Annotated in this window: 19 protein-coding genes and 1 pseudogene; 11 read left to right on the plus strand and 9 right to left on the minus strand. The window is 45.3% G+C overall.

What is annotated here, in order from left to right; all coding sequences use genetic code 11:
* Positions 1 to 297: 297 nt before the first annotated feature.
* From ACOJR9_RS00525 to mobA, 8 genes and pseudogenes are all read left to right on the plus strand, one after another.
* Positions 298 to 534: pseudogene (locus ACOJR9_RS00525) on the plus strand (molybdopterin dinucleotide binding domain-containing protein); the annotation flags it as partial.
* A gap of 459 nt (positions 535 to 993) precedes the next feature.
* Complete coding sequence (locus ACOJR9_RS00530; protein ID WP_420936010.1) at positions 994 to 1,239, plus strand: (2Fe-2S)-binding protein; 246 nt, start codon at positions 994 to 996, stop codon at positions 1,237 to 1,239.
* On the plus strand, positions 1,236 to 2,135 hold the full coding sequence (gene cobA / locus ACOJR9_RS00535) for a uroporphyrinogen-III C-methyltransferase (RefSeq protein ID WP_420934498.1): 900 nt from the start codon (positions 1,236 to 1,238) through the stop codon (positions 2,133 to 2,135). The genes ACOJR9_RS00530 and cobA overlap by 4 nt, the downstream gene beginning before the upstream one ends.
* A 394-nt stretch (positions 2,136 to 2,529) precedes the next feature.
* A complete protein-coding gene (locus ACOJR9_RS00540; protein ID WP_420934499.1) occupies positions 2,530 to 3,933 on the plus strand; it encodes a CmpA/NrtA family ABC transporter substrate-binding protein in 1,404 nt (467 codons plus the stop codon).
* Positions 3,934 to 4,040: 107 nt separating this feature from the next.
* Positions 4,041 to 4,958: an ABC transporter permease gene (locus tag ACOJR9_RS00545; protein ID WP_420936011.1), complete on the plus strand. Its 918-nt coding sequence runs from the start codon at positions 4,041 to 4,043 to the stop codon at positions 4,956 to 4,958.
* A 29-nt stretch (positions 4,959 to 4,987) separates the two neighbouring features.
* Complete coding sequence (locus ACOJR9_RS00550) at positions 4,988 to 5,836, plus strand: ABC transporter ATP-binding protein (RefSeq protein WP_420934500.1); 849 nt, start codon at positions 4,988 to 4,990, stop codon at positions 5,834 to 5,836.
* A gap of 91 nt (positions 5,837 to 5,927) precedes the next feature.
* A complete protein-coding gene (locus ACOJR9_RS00555; protein WP_420934501.1) occupies positions 5,928 to 7,139 on the plus strand; it encodes an alginate export family protein in 1,212 nt (403 codons plus the stop codon).
* 16 nt (positions 7,140 to 7,155) lie between these two features.
* Positions 7,156 to 7,794 carry a molybdenum cofactor guanylyltransferase gene (gene mobA / locus ACOJR9_RS00560; RefSeq protein WP_420934502.1) on the plus strand — a complete coding sequence of 213 codons (639 nt, stop codon included), beginning with the start codon at positions 7,156 to 7,158 and terminating at the stop codon, positions 7,792 to 7,794.
* Between the two features lie 84 nt (positions 7,795 to 7,878).
* On the opposite strand, the gene ACOJR9_RS00565 is transcribed toward mobA, so the two are convergent.
* Positions 7,879 to 8,781, minus strand: coding sequence for a LysR substrate-binding domain-containing protein (locus tag ACOJR9_RS00565; protein WP_420934503.1), 903 nt, complete (start codon positions 8,779 to 8,781; stop codon positions 7,879 to 7,881).
* A gap of 98 nt (positions 8,782 to 8,879) precedes the next feature.
* Here ACOJR9_RS00565 and ACOJR9_RS00570 point away from each other — a divergent pair, with 98 nt between their 5' ends.
* Together ACOJR9_RS00570 and ACOJR9_RS00575 are read left to right on the plus strand one after the other, a co-directional pair.
* Positions 8,880 to 10,004 carry a TauD/TfdA family dioxygenase gene (locus tag ACOJR9_RS00570; RefSeq protein WP_420934504.1) on the plus strand — a complete coding sequence of 375 codons (1,125 nt, stop codon included), beginning with the start codon at positions 8,880 to 8,882 and terminating at the stop codon, positions 10,002 to 10,004.
* Positions 10,005 to 10,014: 10 nt separating this feature from the next.
* Entirely contained in the window at positions 10,015 to 10,638 is a 624-nt protein-coding gene (locus tag ACOJR9_RS00575) for an HD domain-containing protein (protein WP_420934505.1), read from the plus strand.
* Between the two features lie 141 nt (positions 10,639 to 10,779).
* Here ACOJR9_RS00575 and ACOJR9_RS00580 read toward each other — a convergent pair whose 3' ends face one another.
* Together ACOJR9_RS00580 and ACOJR9_RS00585 are read right to left on the minus strand one after the other, a co-directional pair.
* Positions 10,780 to 12,027 (minus strand): sensor histidine kinase, encoded by a 1,248-nt coding sequence (locus tag ACOJR9_RS00580; protein ID WP_420934506.1) that lies wholly within the window; start codon positions 12,025 to 12,027, stop codon positions 10,780 to 10,782.
* A gap of 8 nt (positions 12,028 to 12,035) precedes the next feature.
* Positions 12,036 to 12,581 carry a heme NO-binding domain-containing protein gene (locus tag ACOJR9_RS00585; RefSeq protein ID WP_420934507.1) on the minus strand — a complete coding sequence of 182 codons (546 nt, stop codon included), beginning with the start codon at positions 12,579 to 12,581 and terminating at the stop codon, positions 12,036 to 12,038.
* 343 nt (positions 12,582 to 12,924) lie between these two features.
* Here ACOJR9_RS00585 and ACOJR9_RS00590 point away from each other — a divergent pair, with 343 nt between their 5' ends.
* The gene (locus ACOJR9_RS00590) at positions 12,925 to 14,667 is read left to right on the plus strand and encodes an amidohydrolase (protein ID WP_420934508.1); all 1,743 of its coding nucleotides are present in this window, start codon (positions 12,925 to 12,927) and stop codon (positions 14,665 to 14,667) included.
* A 105-nt stretch (positions 14,668 to 14,772) separates the two neighbouring features.
* On the opposite strand, the gene ACOJR9_RS00595 is transcribed toward ACOJR9_RS00590, so the two are convergent.
* The 6 genes from ACOJR9_RS00595 to ACOJR9_RS00620 all read right to left on the minus strand — a co-directional run bounded on the left by ACOJR9_RS00595 (position 14,773) and on the right by ACOJR9_RS00620 (position 22,163).
* Positions 14,773 to 15,642: an acyl-CoA thioesterase gene (locus ACOJR9_RS00595; protein WP_420934509.1), complete on the minus strand. Its 870-nt coding sequence runs from the start codon at positions 15,640 to 15,642 to the stop codon at positions 14,773 to 14,775.
* A gap of 308 nt (positions 15,643 to 15,950) precedes the next feature.
* Positions 15,951 to 16,253, minus strand: a complete 303-nt coding sequence (locus ACOJR9_RS00600; RefSeq protein WP_420934510.1) for a DUF3240 family protein — start codon at positions 16,251 to 16,253, stop codon at positions 15,951 to 15,953.
* The gene (locus ACOJR9_RS00605) at positions 16,246 to 19,314 is read right to left on the minus strand and encodes an efflux RND transporter permease subunit (RefSeq protein ID WP_420934511.1); all 3,069 of its coding nucleotides are present in this window, start codon (positions 19,312 to 19,314) and stop codon (positions 16,246 to 16,248) included. Before ACOJR9_RS00605 ends, ACOJR9_RS00600 begins: the two co-directional genes overlap by 8 nt.
* Entirely contained in the window at positions 19,311 to 20,345 is a 1,035-nt protein-coding gene (locus ACOJR9_RS00610; protein ID WP_420934512.1) for a hypothetical protein, read from the minus strand. Before ACOJR9_RS00610 ends, ACOJR9_RS00605 begins: the two co-directional genes overlap by 4 nt.
* On the minus strand, positions 20,342 to 21,523 hold the full coding sequence (locus ACOJR9_RS00615) for a hypothetical protein (protein WP_420934513.1): 1,182 nt from the start codon (positions 21,521 to 21,523) through the stop codon (positions 20,342 to 20,344). The genes ACOJR9_RS00610 and ACOJR9_RS00615 overlap by 4 nt, the downstream gene beginning before the upstream one ends.
* A gap of 151 nt (positions 21,524 to 21,674) precedes the next feature.
* Complete coding sequence (locus tag ACOJR9_RS00620) at positions 21,675 to 22,163, minus strand: helix-turn-helix transcriptional regulator (RefSeq protein ID WP_420934514.1); 489 nt, start codon at positions 22,161 to 22,163, stop codon at positions 21,675 to 21,677.
* Between the last annotated feature and the right edge of the window lie 83 nt (positions 22,164 to 22,246).

A 22,246-nucleotide genomic window follows, 5' to 3' on the forward strand; every position in this document is an offset into this window, starting at 1 on the left:
ATTTTTAACGAGCACTGCGCGCTAACCTCTGCAAATAATAATGGCGCTCGTGCGCTTGATTTAGGCCCGCTTGCCAATTTAACGGTAGCTGAGTATGACGCGTTGCGGCCTCAGCAATGGCCCCTTGAATCGGCACATCGCATAGGCCGCGAGCGATTATTCTCCAATGGTGGGTATTACACCAAAGACGGCAAAGCCCGTTTTATGGCAATAACGCCTCAAAAACCTGAACAACAAACCAGCACGCAGTACCCTTATATTCTTAATACAGGGCGGGTGCGCGATCAGTGGCACACTATGACGCGCACTGGCAACGCGTCGCGTTTACTTAAACATATCGATCGGCCCTGGCTAAGTATTCATCCAGATGACGCAAAACTAAAAGGTATTAGCGAGGGTTCGCTCGTTGAACTTCACGCGGCTTGCAGTGACAGTATCAAGGTAATATTACCTGCCAAGCTGGATGATAGGCAGCGAGTTGGCGAGTTGTTCGCTCCTTTTCATTGGTCGGCCACGTGGGGGTCGCATTGCAAAGTGGGTGCACTTCTTAACGGTGCAAACGATGCACTATCGGGTCAGCCTGAGTTGAAGCACGGCGCGGTCAGCGCTACTTTGTTTAACGCTGCCACAACGGGTATCCTTTTTGGTGAAAGCGCTTTGGTTGATGCTATAAAAACGTCATGTTTTTACTGGCTCGATACCACCTCAGGCAGTAAAGCGTATACCCAAATTGCCGACATTATCTCTCCAATGCCGTTATTAAATAAGATAATGCCGCTGCTGCCACAACATACCCAGTGGTATACCTTTCAATGTGAAAAGCAAAGCGCTTTGGTCGCCACACGGAAAGGAAAAATGGTGTTGAGCATCATGCTCAATACAACGTCGGTATCTATTCCTACCGAGTGGCTAGAAAATTTATTCGACAGCGACCATGCGCTTACTCAGGCACAAATCAACAGCTTATTAAACCAGCAGCCCGACGAAGCTTTTATGTTAGGTAAAATTGTATGCAGTTGTTTTAGCGTGCGAGAAAAAACCATTACTACAGCTATTGAGCAAGGCAATAACAGTGTTAGCGGCTTAGGTGATGCACTGAAATGTGGAACTAACTGTGGTTCATGTAAAACAGAGTTGGCGTCATTGCTTTGTGCTAACAACAAAGCCAGCACGTTATCTGTATCCAACAATGATAGCGCACCTGCAAATACATCGGTGACGGAGGAAACCCTATTATGAACGCTCGATTACATGCTTTCTCTGGTGCTTTACACAGCGCCCTATTTCGTATTCAAAGCGCGTTTGTTAATCGCGATACACGAATTGACTCGACCACGCCATCTAGTACGCGAAATGGGAGAAAAAACAGGAGCGAGGGCGAGGTGTTTATCGTTGGCGCCGGTCCCGGTGACGCCGAGCTTTTAACCCTTAAAGCGCACCGCCTTTTACAAACTGCCGATGTGGTATTGTTTGATTGGTTGGTTAGCCAGTCAGTCTTAGACTGTATACCGCGGCATATCAGTAAAGAGTTTGTGGGTAAGCGGTGCGGTAAACACAGCATGCCACAAGCTATGATTTGCCAGCGATTGGTTGAACTTGGCCTTGAAGGCAAGCGAGTAGTGCGACTTAAAGGCGGCGACCCTGCCATTTTTGCGCGTACGAGTGAAGAAACAACAGCGCTTCACAATGCAGGTATCAAGTTTGCCATTGTGCCGGGCATTACGGCGGCCTCTGGCGCCTCTGCCTATACGGGTATTCCCCTTACCGATAGACGATTTGCTCAGTCGGTAAAATTTATGACCGCGCAATTTCAAAACCCAGAAAAGCAGGCCGATTGGGCCGCTATTGCCAACAGTGCAAAACATGAAACAACCGTTATTTACATGGGGCTTAAGCGGTTGCAGCAGCTATCTGAAAAGCTTATCGACGAAGGTATTGATAGTGGGTTACCTGTTGCGGTAATAGAAAATGCGTGTTGCCCTGAGCAGCAAGTGGTCACCGGTACAATAGCCACTATTTATCAACGAGTTCTTGATGCGGTAGTTGCGGGTCCTGCACTGGTAATTATTGGTGAGGTGGTAACGGCGCGACAATCTGTGTCGGCAGAGTTAATGAACGAGAGCGCAGTAAAGTAGTAGAGGTATTGTTAGCTTGAAGCCCCATAACCTGGCTTTGAGAATACAACAGTAATGTATGATTATTGTGCAGCAAATGCACTACATTCAGTCATATCAACAAGTGTAAAAAGAAGTTATTAAGCTAAGGGTATGAAAAAATAGAGCTTTATCTTTTTGGCACTAAACGTGATTAGTATAAGGTAAGTCGTGTTGTTGAGGGTGTTTAATTCACCTTTGTCACACACAGAAAGCTCAACCACAGTACGTGTTTTTATTAAAACGAGCTTTCAAACAAAATTTAGTGTTTTGCTAATTCGTCATAGTAACAAAACATTCGGCAACGAAGCCTACCCGCGATTGATAACACGGTTATCCATAGCGGGTGGGTTTTTTTTTGGCTAAAGGAAAGTAAATGTTATCAATCATTGCAAATAAGAAACGTAGAAACCCAGCTGGCTCACTCTCTCTAGTCGCTGCATTATTTTCAGTATCGCAGTTGGCATCGGTTACTACTGTGAACGCGCAAGAACTTGGATGGCCAGAAAAAGAAGAGCTTAAATTCGGATTTATTAAGCTGACTGATATGGCACCACTGGCAGTAGCTTACGAGAAAGGATACTTCGAAGACGAAGGGCTGTATGTCACATTGGAAGCGCAAGCAAACTGGAAGGTCCTGTTAGACAGAGTAATAGATGGTCAGCTTGATGGCGCGCATATGTTAGCCGGGCAACCACTAGGCGCCACTGTTGGTTATGGTACGCAGTCTCATATTGTCACTGCTTTTAGCATGGACTTAAACGGCAACGGCATTACTGTGTCGAACGATGTGTGGGCTGATATGAAAAAGGCGATTCCTCATGAAGATGGAAAGCCGGTTCACCCTATCAAAGCTGATTACCTAAAACCCGTTGTAGACAGTTATAAAGAAGCGGGCAAACCGTTTAAAATGGGTATGGTGTTTCCGGTTTCTACGCATAACTACGAACTTCGTTATTGGCTAGCGGCGGGAGGAATTCATCCCGGGTATTACGCACCGCATAAAGGGGATACCTCAGGTCAAATCGATGCCCAAGCACTTCTATCTGTAACACCACCACCTCAGATGCCTGCCACAATGGAAGCTGGCACAATTAATGGGTACTGCGTGGGCGAACCATGGAATCAGCAGGCGGTATTTAAAGACATCGGTGTGCCGGTGATCACCGACTATGAAATCTGGAAAAACAACCCAGAAAAAGTATTCGGTGTAAGCAGTCAGTGGGCGGAAGAAAATCCAAACACGCACATTCGTGTGGTAAAGGCGATGATCCGTGCTGCTATGTGGCTTGATGCCAACAATAATGCCAACCGTCCTGAAGCCGTAAAAATGCTCGCGAAAAGCAGCTATGTAGGCGCCGATGAAGAGGTTATTGCCAACAGTATGACCGGCACTTTCGAATACGAAAAAGGCGATAAGCGCAATATACCTGACTTCAACGTATTTTTCCGTCACAACGCCACCTATCCCTACTACAGCGATGCTATTTGGTACCTCACACAAATGCGTCGTTGGGGCCAAATTTCTGAGCCTAAATCTGACAATTGGTATTTAGACACTGCCAAAAATGTCTATCGCCCTGATATTTACACCAAGGCTGCACAAGCACTTATCAAGGATGGACTAGCCAAAGCGTCAGACTTCCCCGACTTTGCTTCTGAGACTGGTTTTAAACCGCCGCAAACTGAATTTATCGACAATGTAACGTTTGACGGAACAAAGCCAAACGGTTATCTCGAGCAATTTTCAATTGGACTTAAAGGCGACACGGTACTTTAACCGTGTCGACCTAGACATATAGAGACATAATCATGAGTAAATCGGTACAGGCGGTAAGCCAAATTGGCCAGCTAGACGGGAAAAGCAGGATAACGAGCCTTATTTCAATGCTACCTAAATTGCTCATGCCACTCGTCGGTATTCTATTATTTTTAGCCGTGTGGAATGGCGTTTCAAAATCTATTGATACGTCGCTAGGGCAATTTCCAGGGCCGGCACAGGTATGGGAGCAGAGTATTGTGCTGGTGAGCGAACACAATGCGCAGCGAGATAAAGCCGCGGCCTTTTACGAACGTCAAGAGGTGCGAAATGCCCAGCGCGTAGCGCAAGATGAAAGCTACGTGCCTAAAATTCGTGAGTTTACTGGCGCGCCCACGTTTTTCGACCAAATTTGGACTAGCTTATACACGGTTATGGTGGGCTTTTTTATCGCTAGCATTATAGCAGTGCCGGCAGGTATTTTGTGCGGTCTCAGTAAGTCTGCTTACGCTGCGATGAATCCGCTTATTCAAATATTTAAACCAGTTTCTCCCTTGGCCTGGCTACCGTTGGTAACAATGGTAGTTAGTGCCCTTTATGTCAGCAACGATCCCATGTTTTCGAAATCGTTTATCACCTCTGCAGTTACCGTGTCTTTGTGCTGCTTATGGCCAACGTTGGTGAATACGGCAGTAGGTGTTTCAAATATCGATGCAGACTTAGTTAACGTGAGCAAAGTTTTGCGATTAACGCCTTTAAAGCATGTACAAAAAATTGTTCTGCCAGCTTCTATTCCTATGATATTTACGGGCTTGCGTTTGTCGCTAGGCATTGGCTGGATGGTGCTGATCGCTGCTGAAATGCTGGCCCAAAATCCTGGGTTGGGTAAATTTGTGTGGGATGAATTTCAAAATGGTAGTTCTGAATCGTTAGCCCGAATTATGGTGGCCGTTATTACCATCGGTATTATTGGTTTCATGCTCGATCGTTTGATGTTAGCCGTTCAGCGCTTCGCAAGCTGGGATAAAAACGCGGTGTTGCGATAAGTTAGCAACGCTTAGAAGAGGAATAAATTATGCAAAACAAACATTTAGAGCTATCGCAAGTGGGTATTAATTTCCCCACTCCTAAAGGACCTTTTACCGCACTGACCGATGTAAATCTGAAAATAAGAAAAGGTGAGTTTATTTCTCTAATCGGTCATTCGGGATGTGGCAAGTCAACAGTACTAAACATTGTGGCAGGCCTACATCAGGCTACGAATGGCGGCGTAATATTAGATGGTAGCGAGGTGAAAGAGCCCGGGCCAGAACGTGCTGTTGTGTTTCAAAATCATTCGCTGCTGCCGTGGCTATCTGTGTATAAAAACGTGGAACTCGCGGTTAAACAAACGCAGAAGGGTAAATCAAAAAAAGAGATCCGCGATTGGATTTTGCATAACCTTGAACTCGTTCATATGACCCATGCACTTGATAAGCTTCCTTCAGAAATTTCGGGAGGCATGAAACAGCGGGTGGGCATTGCTCGTGCCCTAGCCATGGAGCCAAAAGTATTGCTGATGGACGAGCCCTTCGGCGCGCTAGATGCACTTACTCGGGCGCACTTACAAGACTCCTTAATGGATATTCATGCCGAACTTGGTAACACGGTTATCATGATCACGCATGATGTGGATGAAGCAGTGTTGCTTTCTGACCGCATCGTGATGATGACAAATGGGCCGTCGGCCACTATCGGTGAAGTTCTTGATGTAAATCTACCTCGCCCTCGAGACCGTTTAGTACTGGCGGACAAGCCAGAATACAACCATTACCGGCATGAGGTACTTACCTTCTTGTACGAAAAGCAAAAAAAAGTTGAGCCAGTTTCAAATTACAAAAAAACAAAGCAAAACAACGCGGCAAAAAATAGCGACGCTGCATAGCACTTAATAGCAACAAATAATAAAAACAATAAGTTAGCTCGACTCTTTGAGGCCGGGTCAGGCTTTCTCACACTAAATTTAGGAATTCACTATGAAAATTGCAGCAAAAATAGGTAATCAGGCGGTACTCTCCATTGGCCTTGCAATGGCGTTAGCGCCACTAGTTCATGCGGCAGATTGGTACGAAGCGCTGTCAGACATCAAAGCAAGTGCAGACTTTTACTTACGTTATGAAGGCGCGTCTCAAGACAATGCGCTAAGTGACGCTAATGCATTAACGTTGCGTACTTTTGCCGGTATTGAATCGGGTGAGTACAACGGCTTCTCGTTTAAAGTAGAAATGGAAGACAGCAGAATAGTGCTCGGGCAAGGTGATTATACTGTCGGGCCCACGGGATATAACCTTGGTGAGTATTCAGTCATTGCGGACCCCGAAACCACCGAGCTTGATCAAGCCTATATTCAATACAGAAGTGACAACATCAAAATAAAAGCAGGGCGGCAGGTTATCGCGCTTGATACGCATCGATTTATTGGCAGCGTGGCCTGGCGTCAAGACCGTCAAACCTTCGATGGTATATCTGTTAACTATAAAGTGAGCGATAACATTAACGCTTTCTATGTTTATGTTAATCAGCGAAATCGTATCTTTGCAGAAGCCGCAGACTTTGATTCAAAGGACCATTTTCTTAATGTTAGCTACAGCAACAACATAGGTAAATTAACCGCCTATGCGTATTTACTCGAAATAGACAATGATACCGACAACGCATTAGATACCTACGGTATTCGTTATGCGGGCTCGTATGCAACCGATTCTGCTAAATGGCTATATACCGCAGAAGTTGCTAAGCAAAGCTCTGAAAATGCGACTAGTGACTTTGATGCTAACTATCTATTGTTAGAGGCCGGTGCAGTAGTGTCAGGCATAACCGCAAAGCTGGGCTACGAAGTACTAGGCTCTGATGAGGGTAACTATGGGTTTGCCACTCCCTTAGCGACACTACACAAATTCAACGGTTGGTCAGATCAATTTTTAGGCACACCTGCACAAGGGTTAAAAGACGTGTCGGCCACTATTTCAGCTAAGTTTGCAGGGGGAAAATGGACCGCCATTTACCATCAGTTCGATGCCGATGAAGCATCTGTAGCGATTGATGATTTAGGCAGTGAAATAAACCTGTTATACACGACCAAAGTGGCCGAAAAGTTTAACCTTGGTGTTAAATACGCCAACTATTCAGCAGATGACTTTAGCGTTGATACCGACCGAGTTTGGGTGTGGGTTTCAACTAAGTTTTAAGGGTGACATATTCGCTATGCCAGTAGTAACGGATGACAAAAATTTAGCTATATCGCAGGCGCAGCAATGCACTGGCTTTATACTAGCCGGTGGGCGTTCTTCGAGAATGGGTAAAGACAAGGCAACGGTCACCGTTGCCGGACGTAGCATGCTGCAAACGGCCCACGATCTAATGAGCCATACGCAAGTACACCACCATGTTGTAGTGGGTGGTCGTTTTGCTGATGTTCACGAAAATAATCAAGGTTTAGGGCCTGGTCGGGCTATTTGTGAGTTAGTAACGCACTCATACTCGCATTGCCTTGAAAGTGAGGACTATTTGACGCAAACCCAAGCTATAAAGGGGTATGCTTTATTCATTCCCGTCGATATGCCTTTTTTAAAGCCCAACAACTTAACTACGCTCATTCAACTATCACAACAACATCAATGCGCTTATTATTATGAGCAATATTACTTACCGTTGGTGATACCAATATCGTTCAGCAACGCAATAATACTGAGTGAACTAGTCATGCTAACGCCTTCACCGTCGGTACGCAATGTTATAAATGCTGTTGGTGCTAGCGCCGCAAAATACAGAGGCGATGAAAAAGAATTTGCCAATATAAATAGTCCAGCGGAATTAGCTGAACTGCTAATACCTATAAATTAAACATTGTCTTGTAGGTATGTTGGCTTAAGCGTTATCGCCTTTTTAATAGTTGGGTTTGAAAAAAGACGTTGCATTTCTTACCTCCTAAGCATCTTTCACCAGCCATTTAATAACATTGCCAATAGCGAAGGTAGAGTGATAGTTGGAGCAAATGGTATAGCCACGGCCTGGCGACGTTAAGCTAGGGCCAAGTGGAATGAGCTTTCCCTCTTCGATAAACGAAGTGATTAAGCCTTTCCAGCCAAGGCATAAACCTTGCCCAGCCACAGCGGCCTCAACAATTAATGGGAAATTGTTATAACGAAACACAATAGGGTTGGTGGAAGGCTTTATTTTTACGCCCTTCGACCAGCTTTTCCAATTAGGCCAGCGAGGGTCGTCAACATCCTTGTGAAGCAAAGGTATATTGCTTAAATCAGTCAGGTTTTGTCCAGCTTTAAGGCCTAGCTTGTCTGCAAGCTCAGGTGAGCACACTGGAAACACCTCTTCCTCAATCATCATATGTTCGTATTCATATTTACCCGCCAAGCTTGAGTAGTGAAAAACAATGTCTGCTTGTGAAGCGAGAAGATCAGATAAGCTGTTTGTTGGCTGAATTTCAAATAGGTAATCGGGAAAGGCTTGCTGTAAACGCTGCAGCCTTGGCATTAACCAATGAAACGCAAACCCAAAATAGGCGCTAATAGAAATTTTGGTTCTGAAATCGTTAAAGTCAGTTTTTGCGCTATCTGTGGCTCGCTGAATAGTGGCAAGGGCCTTTTCTATTTCATTATAGTATTTCATGCCGGCCATGGTGGGAGACGTAGGTTTGTGCTCCCTATTAACTAACACACCGCCAAGTACCTCTTCCAATGCCCGTATTCGCTGCGACACTAGGGGCTGGCTTATGCCTAATTCTTCAGCAGCAAGGGTCATCGAACCGTGCTTTACGGTAGCATCAAACGCAATAAGGCTATTCAGTGTTGGTGGTTCGTTGCGCTGCTTCATAATGAATTTGCATGTTTCCTATAAGTCGTAGCTACTGTGTTACTAGGTAATTTTGCTTGATACTCGCAGCCTGACATTTCACAGAGGAAAAATCAAAAGTGCAACAGGTGCAAACACTCAATTACCGCATAGATGAACAACAAGCTCGCGTACTGGCCTCCATTGATGGCAAAGAAATCTCATTACCAGCGCTGTGGCTAAGAGAGCGTTGTCAGGATACGGAAAACGTGGATAAGACAACCAAACATCGCCTGTTCGATCCGCATCAGCTAGATACCGATTTAGCACTAACACGGGTGGAAAAGAGAAGTGAGCTACGTGCCAGCTTAACCTTCAGCGATGGGTACAGCGGTGAGTACGACCTCAGCGAGTTTAACGCCGATTTCGATCATCTTGATGGCGCTCCAGCCCCACGTCCTTGGAAAAGTGATATCGACAAGTCGGTTTTTCATGTGGACTATCATTCGCTGCATTCAGATAAAGGGCTTATTGCAGGTATTGAAAAGTTTCTCACCTATGGCGTTATCATTGTTGATGACGTGCCGCAGAATCTTGAGGCCACCATTGAGGTTGCCGAGATTTTTGGCCACGTAAGAGAAACCAATTTTGGTAAATCTTTTGAAGTTTATTCCCGCCCTAATTCAAGCGACTTAGCGTATCGCTCGGTGCCACTTGGGCCGCATACCGATAACCCGTATCGCGATCCAATGCCAGGAATTCAACTACTGCATTGCTTACAAAATCAGGCGGGTGAGGGCTTATCAACGCTGGTGGACAGTTTATCTGTACTAGAGCAGCTAAAGAAAGAGCAGCCAGAGGGCTACAAAATGCTTAGCGAAGTGCCGGTGCGTTTTCGTCATTTCGATAGCGAAGTTGATTTGGTGGAGCGGCGCACCATTATTGAATCTGATGCGACCGGAAAAGTAACTGGCATTGCCTACAGCCCCCGTTTAGACAATTTACCGTTGTTGAGCGATGACGACCTCATTACTTTTCACAATGCCCGTAAGCGCTTGGGGCAGCTACTGAGTTCGCCAGAGTTTGAGTGGAAATTCTGTTTGCAGCCAGGTCAGCTGCAGATGTTTCACAATACCCGCGTGTTACACGGAAGAACAGGTTTCGACCCGAACAAAGGTTTGCGTCACCTGCACGGCGCTTATATCGATTACGATGCACCGAAAGGGCGTTATAAATTGTTAAAGCAAAAAATGAGTGGTCAATAAGGGGAGCTGTATGGAAACCGTAGCATTCAAACAAATGAAAGACGGCACGAAAGAAGAGTTTGAATTTCTTGATAAGCACGAAGATGACTTTGCCAAAGGGCTGCCCGATAGAATTTTAAAGGCGCTAGCGCAATTAGAGCACACGCTCTCTGGCTATCAGGTGTCGCGATTAGAGCACTCGCTGCAATCGGCTTCGCGGGCAGAAGAAGACGGAGCAGATGATGAGATGATCCTTGCTGCCCTTATTCACGATTTAGGCGATGATTTAGCGCCGCACAATCACTCTCAGTTTGCGGCCTCTATTTTACGTCCTTACGTGCGCCCTGAAGTGACGTGGGTCATTAATCAGCACGGTTTATTTCAAAATTTCTATTACGCCCATCATTTAGGTGGCGACAGAAATGAACGTGACTATTTAAAAGACCACCCGTGGTATCAGTCGTGCGTAGATTTTTGTGAGAAATGGGATCAGGCGTCTTTCGACCCAGATTATCCCACCAAGCCATTGTCGCATTTCGAGCCTTTAGTTCGTCGTATTTTTACTCGCACTGCGTTCGACCCCCAATATGTTGGCAATCAAACCATGGGAAAAAGTGCGGTAGATATTGCTATGTCAGGGGTAGAGCAATCATAGGGTTTGTGTGGCTACTCTGTGATTGAGTTTTCTGTAGACACGATGCGTAAATACTAAAGCGTCGGCGCTGGCCCGTATTTCTATGAGCACTTCGTAGGGGCTAGCGCTGGCACTTGCTAAAACGTATTTATCAACGAGGCGCTATACACGAGCGGCGGGCAGCGTAATAGTAAAACAAGTGCCTTCGCCCATCTGACTTTCAATGCTTATTTTGCCGTTGTGGCTTTCAATAATTCCGTGGCTTATCGCGAGGCCTAGCCCGGTACCGGTACCAATTTCTTTGGTGGTAAAAAACGGCTGGAAAAGTTTGTTAATGTTTTCCGGTGGAATGCCGCAGCCGTTGTCTTTAACGCTTACTACAACGTCTTCATTTGTGGGCCTAATATCTATTTCAATAGCCCCGTTTTCACCAATTGCATGTACTGCATTGACCAGTAGGTTAACAAACACCTGGCTAAGCTCGGTTAAATTACCCGTAACATAACAGTCGTCGCCTGGTTCATAGTGCAGCACGGCGTTGTATTTTAATTCATTGCGAACCAGTGATATGGCCAGATCAATAGCCGATTGAATAGACACCTGTTCCTGCTTCGAGTCAGAGGGGTGGGCAAAACTACGTAATCCAGACACGGTTTTGCTAACGCGTTGAGCGCCCTCTACACTTTCTTGAATAAGAGGGGAGATATCCTCAGCCATAAACGCCAAGTCGCTCCAATTAATACTGGTTTGCGACATACCCTCAATGTGTTTTTTGTCAGTCTCAGATAAATTAGACAGTGCCATGACTAATGGAACTATGTTTTGCATATACTCATCAAGACTAGAGAGGTTGCTCAGCAAAAAGCCAATAGGGTTGTTAATTTCATGGGCAACACCAGCCGCGAGGGTACCTATAGAGGCCATTTTTTCAGATTGAAGTAACTCTTTGGTACGTTGATCTACCAAAGATTCGAGATGCTCTGCACTGGCTTTCAAGTCTTTATTAAGTTTTCTTACATCCTCATACATGCTTTCTTTTAGTTGAAGCGTACCGATGTAGAAATTAATAGGGTCGTGATTAACAAAATCGGAGAGTGATAACCCCATTTCTGCCAGCTTACCCATTTCGGTAAGCTGCGGATAACCAATAAAACAATATCCGGTAGGAATTTGGTAAAACACGCCACTAAAAACAAAGTCTTTCTTGTCGCACGGGCAAATAGTCACTAGCTGTCCGTTAAACATAGTAAGAAATTGCTTACTTACCGGAATTTTTGGTGTTACCAATTCAAACGCACTTAACAAGGGCATATTTTCATGCAATTGCTTGCAAACTTTGCCAAATGTCGGCGAAAAACTTTTGATGTTGAGCTGCTGGTCTAGCTCAAACTGAAAGGTATGAATTTGCAAAGTGCTTCCTAAACAAAGTTAATACGAAACGTGCTAAACGGTGTGTCTTCTGTTTTCGCCTCTACAAACGTAATAGTGGCTGGCTCATTGAAGAAGTTACACACGCCTAGTAACAAGCCCTCTACAAAAGGTTCTAACCCGTCTCGGGTAGAGTAATAGTGGATAGTAATACTGCCGTCATCATTTTTCTTGCATAGAAATGACGGTGGCACTAGCTCTTTTAACTGTGCAGAAATTACCTGATGCATATTGTTTAAATTAGATAGAAATTCAAATGCACCGCCAGACACAAGGGCATACATAGCGCGGTAGCTACCTTGAGAGGTCTCTTTCACCCAGTCTTCACCCATTTGGCGTAAAAAAATTGCTGCATCAACGTTTAAGTGAGTAACACAAGCGCCCACTAAGCCGAAGGTGACGTCATCAGCATAAGGCTGCATTTCAACAAAAGACGACTCATAGTCATCATGAGACGCTTTAATATCATTCCACGCCTGCTCGCCATAGCGTTTTACAACCGTGGTTGAAATAAATTTGTTTACCATGCCGTACATAAAAATCTCCCCTATGTTTCTTTGTAAAAACATAGCACAACACTCAAAAAAAGAACCTAATTCAAAAGTAGCCTTTTTATATCGACAAATAATACTGCCTTTACCAGTTTCCGTACGCGAGTTAAGTTCGCTAAGCAAACAAGAAACTATTGTTAGTCTTATCAAACAATGGTGTTATACGTTGTATTGTTGAGAATACTATTTCTGCGGTGGGTGATTTTTGCACACCTGTTATATCGCTTGCCCAGTCATTTGCTTTAATGCGGGTTAGCTAGCATAAACCCCAATGTTTCACTGCGAATGAGTGAAGCAAAAAAAGCACTGAAAAAACAGAGAGAAAGGAATGTCTACACTATCTATTTTATTGTCTATAGCGGCGTTGGTCGCGGCTCAGCCAAGCCTTGCTAAAACGTCTTACTCCGCAACCGTTACCTCGCCCGCTACAACTTCTTTCACATCGACATCTACATGCGAAAAAGCCGATTTAGTACTGCACAATACTACCGTATACACTGCAAACGATGCACAGTGGAAGGCGCAAGCGGTTGCGAGCTTAGGTAATAAAATAGTGTTCGTAGGCTCAAACGAAGCAGCCCAAAAGTATATGTGCGGCAACGCCAACAGTATCGATATGGCAGGGAAAACTGTGTTTGCAGGCTTTACTGACAGCCATCAGCATTTAGAAGGCGTAGGTAAACGCACCAAAACGTTAAGCTTATTTGGGTTGCCCACGCTACAACAAACTGTACAAGAAATAGAAAACTGGGCAAGTAAGGTACCTGAGAACAGTTGGGTGCTAGGTCGCGGGTGGATAGAGCGTGAATGGACCGATGAACAGCGCTTTTTAAGTCGCCACGATGTAGATAGTTTTACCGCAAATAAGCCGTTATTTATGCCACGTGCTGACGGTGTGTCTGCGCTGGTAAACAGTAAAGCGTTGGAACTGGCCGGCGTTACCCGCCATACGCCAGACCCGGAAGGCGGCAAGTTTGAGCGCGACGAGTCAGGGGCGCTAACAGGTTACGTACTTGCCAACGCTATGAACGTGTTTCGCGACATTATTCCTAAAGACACCGACGCTTATTTAAAAGACAATTTGCTAAGAGGGTTAAAAGCCAATGTGGCTATGGGCTGGACACAAACCCAAGACGCCGGTATGCCGTATCGCTTAGTCGATTTAATGCAGCAAATTCATCAAGAAGGCGACATGCTGCACAGAGTATATGCGTCAATTCCCGTTTTACAGGCCGAAGAGTTGTTTACTCGGGGGCGTGAAAAAACCGCCGATGATATGTTTGATGTAAGAGGGATCAAGGTATTCATCGACGGCACATTGGGCTCGAGAGGTGCGGCACTATTAGAAAACTATTCTGATGCACCGCACAACGGGTTTATGAACCGCATTACTCAAGAAGCCCTAGTGCCCATATTGCATAAAGCGCTACATCATGGTGCGCAGGTACAAACCCATGTTATTGGTGATAGAGCAGTACGCTCGCTGCTGAATTGGTACGAAGAGGCGTATAACACGGTGCCCAAAGAAGAATGGGCACACCAAGATTTGCGCTGGCGCATGGAGCACGCGCAAATCATCACGCCACAAGATCAGCAGCGCTTTGTAGATTTACACGTTATCCCCTCAATGCAGCCTAGCCATGGTATAGGCGATTTAAACTTTGCAGGGGCTCGGTTAGGCCAAGCTCGACTAGCCTATGCGTATCCATGGAAATCACTGGTTGATAAAGGCTTAAAAGTGGTCGCGGGGTCTGACGCGCCGGTAGAAGTAGGCGACCCGCGTATAGAGTTTTACGCTGCCGTAGCTAGAAAGCGACTGGACGGTACCTCGGGTGAAGGCTGGCACCCAGAACAGGCGGTATCAAGAGCAACCGCCCTTAAAATGCTCACCATTTGGCCTGCCTACGGCGTATTTCAAGAGCACCTGCGCGGCTCAATAGAAGTGGGTAAATACGCGGATTTTACCATATTTAACCGCGATTTAATGACAGTAGACGAAGCGGATATTCTGGCAGCGGACGTAGTGATGACTATCGTCAACGGGCAGGTGGTATATAAGAAAGAAAACTAACTTTTGTTGCTATTTAAGCGCGAGCACTGGCTTAAGAATAGCGAGCATAGACTCGCTATTTTAGTAAAACGGGGTAAAACTACGTTAGCTTTGGCCTATGAAACACTACTTAATACGAATTAACCCTTCTTGTGCAACCGACGCTATTAGCTCACCAGATTGCGTAAAAATGCTGCCGCGGTTAAGCCCTCGACCATTACCCGACCACGGCGTATCCATCAAATATAACAACCATTGGTCTACTTGAATGTCGTTGGCATGAAACCACACGGTATGGTCTATGCTGGCAGTCGCTACATTCTCATCCATCCACAGCATGCCGTGTGGGCGGCCACTTGTGCTTAATAAGGTTAAGTCGGTAGCGTAAGCCAATATGGCTCGGTGCAGCCTGGCATTGTTTGCCAGTGTTTCTTTTGCACGAAACCACGCAGCCTGACTCAGCTTTTTGTCGCTTCTTAAAAAGTGGGCCTCTTCGTTGATTGGCCTTACCTCAATAGCGCGGTAGCGGTTTAGCATAGAATAAACATGCTCCGACAAAGAGGCTTTATGTTTTTCAGCCAATGCATTTTCGTTAAGCAAGTCATCGGGTGGAGGAATATCAGCTGGCATGTCAATTTGATGTTGATACCCATCGCTATTACCTTGAAATGAGGCAATCAAATTAAAAATAGGTTTATTGTTTTGAAGAGCAACCACTCTTCGGTTGCTAAAGTTGCGGCCGTCAAGGTCGCGGTAAACGTTGTAGGTTATGTCTTTATCGCAGTCACCTGGACGAATGAAGTAGTTATGACAAGAGTGCACAAGTTTGTCGGCTGATACCGTTTTCGACGCTGCCATTAACGCTTGTGCTAATACTTGGCCTCCGAAAACTCGGCCAGTTGACGACGCCAATTTATGACCTAAAAATTCGTCATCTTCTAAAGCGTTAACATCCAACAATTCAGTTAATAAGTAGGTTGGTGACAATCCTTTCATATAGCTCCTTCATGGTATTCCTTTATGGCTAGCCAAAGTGATTGCATACTTAGCGATGGCTTACATTCATTAACGCAGAAAAAATTAGCTTAATGAATCAGCATTTGTGAAAATGTAAATGTGCTGTTAACTATAAAGCGAAACGCATTTTATTTGTGGTGATTTTTGACAAATTCCCATCATAAATTTGATTACTAAACTATAAGTTGATTAGTGGCTATTTAGTTTTGATCGACAGGTAGTGGCGCCGCCGGATAGTGCACGTTAGTTCGTAATTCGAGTCTATGTATTTGTGGTTTAAAGGTGGGTCAAATATGCCCATATGCAATAACAGGTGATACCATATAACGCATAGGATTATGTGTATTAACAGTGCGTAGTGCGTCGATAATCGTACTGGTGTCTATATCGCTATGCAAAACATCAAGCCTCCAAAGCTGCCGCCCGCCAGCTACCTGTTCAGCAAGGTCCAGTTTGGCATTGTCACGACTGTAACCAAAGCATGGCGATATTGAAAAGCCAGAAATGCACGTAAGTGGTAATAAGCAATCTATTACGTCTTCTTTGCGTTTATATTCCACATAAACAGTAAGATTGACTGTTTCAGGCATGTTTTCTGCGCTCCCAGTAATAGTAGCCAATGGGCAATAAGTACAGTGTTATAAACGTAGAGGTTATTAACCCGCCAATAACCACAATAGCCAAAGGCCTTTGTATTTCAGCGCCTGGGCCACTAGCAAATGCAAGGGGAAGTAAGCCAAACATCGCCGTTGTTGCCGTCATCAAAATAGGTCGTAATCTTGCTACGGCACCGCTTTTTACTAATTCGTAAAGCGGCATCGCTTTACCTTTTAAATCTTCATAATACGAAATCATCACTACGCCATTGAGTACGGCTACGCCTAACAGCGCAATAAATCCAACCGAGGCGGGTACCGATAGGTATTCACCGGTAACAAATAATCCAAATACTCCACCCATCAGAGCAAACGGCACGTTAGCAAGAATGAGAAGGGCTAATGACCATCTTCCGAATATGGTAAACAGAATAAGAATAATAACGACTATTACGATGGGGATAACAGTCATCAGGTTGTTACTGGCCCGTATTTGATTTTCAAATTCACCACCATATTCTACTGAATAACCTGCGGGCAGATTGATGTCGCTATCAACTGCGTTGCGCACTGAATCGACAAAACCGACTAGATCGCGGCCCTCTACATTCGATGTAACTACAGAGAAGCGAAGTGCTTTCTCACGCTCAATAATGGCAGGACCTTGAGTACGCTGAATATCAGCAAGGGTAGACAAAGGCAGCATTGCATTATTTGGCATTAGAACCATTAAGTCATTTAATTGCGCTGGTGACGTGAGCAAAGCTTCTCCGCGTTCAAGGTCGCCAAAATAAATAGGTGTTCTTACGCGCCCCTGTATAACGTCTCCTACGTGAAGCCCCGATATTTGCATCTTTACATATTGCGACAAAGAGGAAGTATTCATGCCATAGGTTAATGCAACCCCTGGTTTGGGGATTACGCTAAGAAAGTCACCGCCTTCAATAAGTGTAGCGTTTACGTCTACGGCGCCATCTTGGTCGCGAACTACGTCGGCAATGTCGTTGGCTATGGTCGATAATTGGGTAAAATCGTTACCGAAGATTTTAATTGCCAGAGTGCCTGTTGTGCCGGTAAGCATTTCTGACACGCGCATTTGTATAGGCTGGGTAAACCCAATATTCATACCAGGAAAGTGCGCAAGCGTATCGCGAATAGCTGCTTCCAGTGCACTCTTGTTGTCAAAGCGCCACGTGTCGGGCGATGAAAGCTGCATAAATATATCGGTTTCATTAAGCCCCATTGGATCTAACCCTAATTCGTCAGACCCCGTTCTTGCCACTATATGCTGTATTTCCGGAAATTCAGACAACAACGCGAGCTCTACCTGTTTATCTAATGCTAGCGATGAGGCTAATGAGATGGTGGGCGATTTTTCCAATTGCACAATAATGTCGCCTTCGTCCATCACAGGCATAAAGGTTTTGCCTAAATAGCTGAACAATACGCCGCTCAATACTAGAAGGCCTAGCACACTGGCTACCAGCCATTTACTGTGGGTTAGCAGTATGTCCAGAGAGTGACGGTAGAGTGTCTGAAGTTTAGTTAAGTAACTCGGTGTAGCACCGTCTTTATTGGTAAGCACAAAAGAGGCTACAACAGGAATAAGCGTTAACGCAGTGAATACTGAGGCAAGCATGGCGTACACAATGGTCATAGCTACGGGTGAAAAGAGTTTTCCTTCTAGCCCCGTAAGGGTAAGTAAGGGCACAAAAACAACAATAACAATGGCTGTGCCTGCTATTACCGGAACAGCAACGGCCCGTGTTGCTCTATATATGAGGTGTAAGCGGGGTAAGTGTTGTGCCTTACCAAGTTGAGATACGGTGTTTTCTACTACCACTACGGCACCATCAACCAGCATGCCTATGGCAATAACCAGCCCGCCAAGACTCATTAAGTTTGCGGTTAAACCAGTCACTTTCATGGCCAAAAACGTAAGTAGCACCACAACGGGTATAACAAGTGCAACAACAAAGGAAGCGCGTACGTTACCTAAAAACAGCCCAAGTACTAATACAACGATAATGACTGCCTGCCCTAGCGCGCTAGTAATGGTGCCTACCGCAGTATCAATGAGCGTTTTGCGATTGTAAAAAACATCAAGGGTTGTGCCTGGGGGTAAGGTTTGTTCAATGGCGTCTAACTTGGTCATTACGTTGCTGACAACCTCAGCGGTATTGCTGTCTTTTAAAGCAACAATAAGGGCTTGTGTCGTCTCTTTTCCATCACGGGTGACACCACCGTAACGGGTTAAACTACCCAGTGAAATGGTACCTAACTGTTTGAGTGCAATAGGTTCGTTCTGATAGTTACCAACCACTATATTGCCCAGTGTGTCGATAGACGTAGCGCGCCCCTCGGTGCGTATTACCAGCGAATCGACACCTGCCTTTATTCGACCCACACTGCCGTTTATATTGGCTTGCTGCAAAGCACTCGATAGCTGGTCAATATCAAATTCAAACGCATTTAATTTGGCAATGTCGGGGGCAAACTGAAAGGTTCTGGTGTAGCCACCTAATACGTTTACGTCTGCCACACCCGCTACGGTGCGAAGCGCCGGTCTTATCTCCCAATCAAGTATCGATTTTCGCTCTTGCAACGATAACGAGGGGTTCTCAATGGTGAACATGAACATTTCAGATAGGGGCGTGCTCATTGGCGCTAGGCCGCCCTCTACCATGCTGGGCAATATTGAGCTAACAGCGGCTAGCCGAGCGCTCACTTGTTGTCTAGCCCAGTAAATATCCGTGCCTTCTTCAAAATCTAGGGTAATAGACGTAATGGCGTATTTCGTAGTTGAGCGCAGAATGGTTTGATGGGGTATACCCAATAGCTCCACTTCAATGGGTTGAGTAATTTGCGCTTCCATTTCCTCTGCGGTCATGCCATCGGCTTTCATGATCACTTTCACTTGAGTAGGTGATATATCGGGAAATGCGTCTACCGGTAGTGTTTGCCAAGCACGGAAACCAAAGAGGACTAACGCTAAAAACACACACAATATGAAAAGTCGTTGAACAAGGGAAAACTGAATAATGCGGCCTATCATTCAATACCCCCAAGGCCCAATAAAATACCCTGCACAGCGCTTACTGCAGACGTGAGTACTTCATCGCTATTTGTTAGCCCGGGTGCTGTAAAAACAGCATTATCTTTATCAGCGTGACCGAGAAGGGTGATGGGAATCGCTTCAAGCACGTTAGCACGACGTAAAAAGATGGAAGCTTGGCCATGTAAATAGAACACACTGTCAGCGGGAACGGTAAGTGCAGAGACGGAAAGCTGCACCCGAGCATTCACTTGTGCGCCAAGTTGCAGTGCACAGCCTTCAGGCAGTGGCGCAGACCACACGCGCACAAAAAAGCGATGGTTAATTTTTTCTACTTTTTCAATGTCAACACTGCACGAGGCAGTGTTTATGGCTTCAGCAACGTCGCTGTTAAGCGTATGAATAAGTGTAGAAAGGCGAACGTCGTTTGGACTAACAATGGCACCTAATTGAGTTTCTGTATCAGTAGATGCTTGATCAGGCAGCAGAAACACACCTTCTGTTGGCGCTAATAGGTAGCCCATGTCGTCGTCTTCATGAGGTTCAAACATGTCAGCGAAATGATTCAGATGCCCCCACGTAAGTTGCGCATCATAATATTGCTGAGCAATATCAAGCCACTTGTCTTGGGGGATGGCATTGATCGATGCAAGCTCGCGGTTTTTATTAAAACGGGATGTGGTTATCGCTAAAAGTGCAGTTTTAGCGGCTAAATTATCGCGAAAGTGATGAACTTCGCTGCCACTGAGTATGGCAATGCGCTGGTGCTGAGTCACGCTTTCGCCGTGCGCCACTAAATAATCTATTTTTTGCGGGTTCATGGGCGATATGATGCGAAGTGGTGAACGTGGTAATGCCGAAACCATGGCTGTGGAAGCCGGCTTTTCTATCGCACCAATTGCGTTGATTGAAGAGTAAGTAAGCGATAGCTTACCTAATTTATCTAGCGACACTGAGTTGCCTGCATGCACACCACACGCAAACGCGATCGAAAACAATACTAATATATGGCGAAAAATAGCGTGGTTCACAGTGCAACTCCTGCAATCTGATTGAGTTTAGACGCCGCTTCCGCGCGACGTACTTTCATTTTTTCTAGCGTTAACATTGTATCTTGCTGTGCAAGCAACTGCTCTAACCATACTACTTTGGGTAAGCTGCTGGCCTGCTTCGAATACAGGGTTGCAATTTCTTTACCTAGGGCCACTTGCTTTGATAATACCTTTTCAGCTTCTTTTGCATATTCGAAGTTAGCGGTGGCTTCGCTACGCTGTTGCTGTATGCGAGCATAGGTGGTAGCAAGTGCACCGTTTAATGCATTGCTAGCGTCTCGCCAAAGCGCGTAATCGTTCACCGAGGTGGTATCGCCTCCAGTGAGCGGTATATTCACACTCACGCCAAGCAAGTTATCGTTGCCAGTAGGCCCTTTTAACTGGCGTGCAATTATGCCTAGTGTCCAGGGCGAGAGCGACTGATCGGCCAAGTCGTAATTCATATTCAATTGTTGCTGACTTAGTAACAGTAAAGTGAGCTCGGGGTGTGTTTGAATTGCGCTATCAATATTCGCGACCACTGCTTCTTCAGGTGAATCAGGCAGGTCTTGTGTTCCTGCAATGTCTCGATAGCGTTGTTGCGTATTGTTTAGCGTAATTCTCGCTTGGGATAGTGTGAGTTGATGAGACAGTTTTTCTTGCTCCCACCGCAACAGTGTAGCGCGGTCAAGTTCACCGCTATTCGCCTGCTTTTGTAGGGTGGTGTCTAACGATTCAATCCACTGCTGCTTTTTCTCTAATCCTTTAAATTCGGTTTGAGCCATCTTTAGTCGCCATAGTGCTTCTCTCAACAGGCCGCTTGCTAATAGTGAAAACCGTTTTTCCCGTGCTTTGATAAACCGCTCGGTCAATTCGGTTTGCTGCTTATCAAGGGCTCGGCCTGCAGGGGATCTAAAGGGTAAAAACACGCCAACTTCGTACTCGTCTTCGCCATTACTGGTATTGCTTGGTAGCGCAATAAGTTGCAGCGATGCCGGCCCTTGTAGCCAATAACTTACTGCTTTTGCTTCACGCTCTACGTGGTCGGGATTGTTCTGATAGCGTTGGGTAAGTCGCCCGCGAGCTTCGCTATAGATATCGGGTAACGTTTTCGCAATACCGTTACCACTTGTTAACAGTAGAACGAAAAAAATGAGGAATGTTGAGTAGTGAGTCATAAGTTCTCGTTGTAGAAACGCACGCATATATTTTAGGTGCATTCATGTTCACAGACACCAACGACAATACGGTAAATAAGTCAGAAAAGATATCGGGCATAACACCTAATAACCTAGGTTAAACCGCCTATAAAAGCTGTAAATTTTTGATTTAAATTAAGTTTTCAAAAAATAGAGCCGCTAGTTCATGCCTGCCTTTACAATCCGCTTTGCGGTAAATGGCTGACGCATGGTGGCGTATAGTTTTCTCTGAAGTACTCCGCATTTCTGCAATTTCTAAAAGCGTTAAGCCTCGCAATAAAAACATGGCCACTTCTTTCTCACTCGGTGTTAAGCCCCAAACATCAAATTGCGCTTGAATCGCTTTTAAGAAATGCTGTTTCGATTGTTGCAGTTCGGCGGTTACCTTTTGCTCTCTCGCAGACGAAGCCGCGAGTTCTGCTTTTAATGCTTTTGCGTCGTTTGACCGTTGGCGAATATCAAATATTAGAAAGAGAAAAAGCGCAGAAGAAATTAAAATTAAGATAGACTCTTGAATTAGGTGGGTAACGCTAGCATCGTCGGAAACATCTGCACTTAAGTCTGCAATTTTAAGCACGATAATACAAATTAGCGTAATGGAGAGTATTTTATCTTTCATTTTCCATCCTAAATCAAATGCTTAATTAAATAACAACAACGCAATAGTAGCATACATAAAGAAAGTCTTATATCAAGCGCTGC

Origin of the sequence: Alteromonas ulvae (assembly GCF_048987005.1) — a bacterium.
Lineage (GTDB): Bacteria > Pseudomonadota > Gammaproteobacteria > Enterobacterales > Alteromonadaceae > Alteromonas.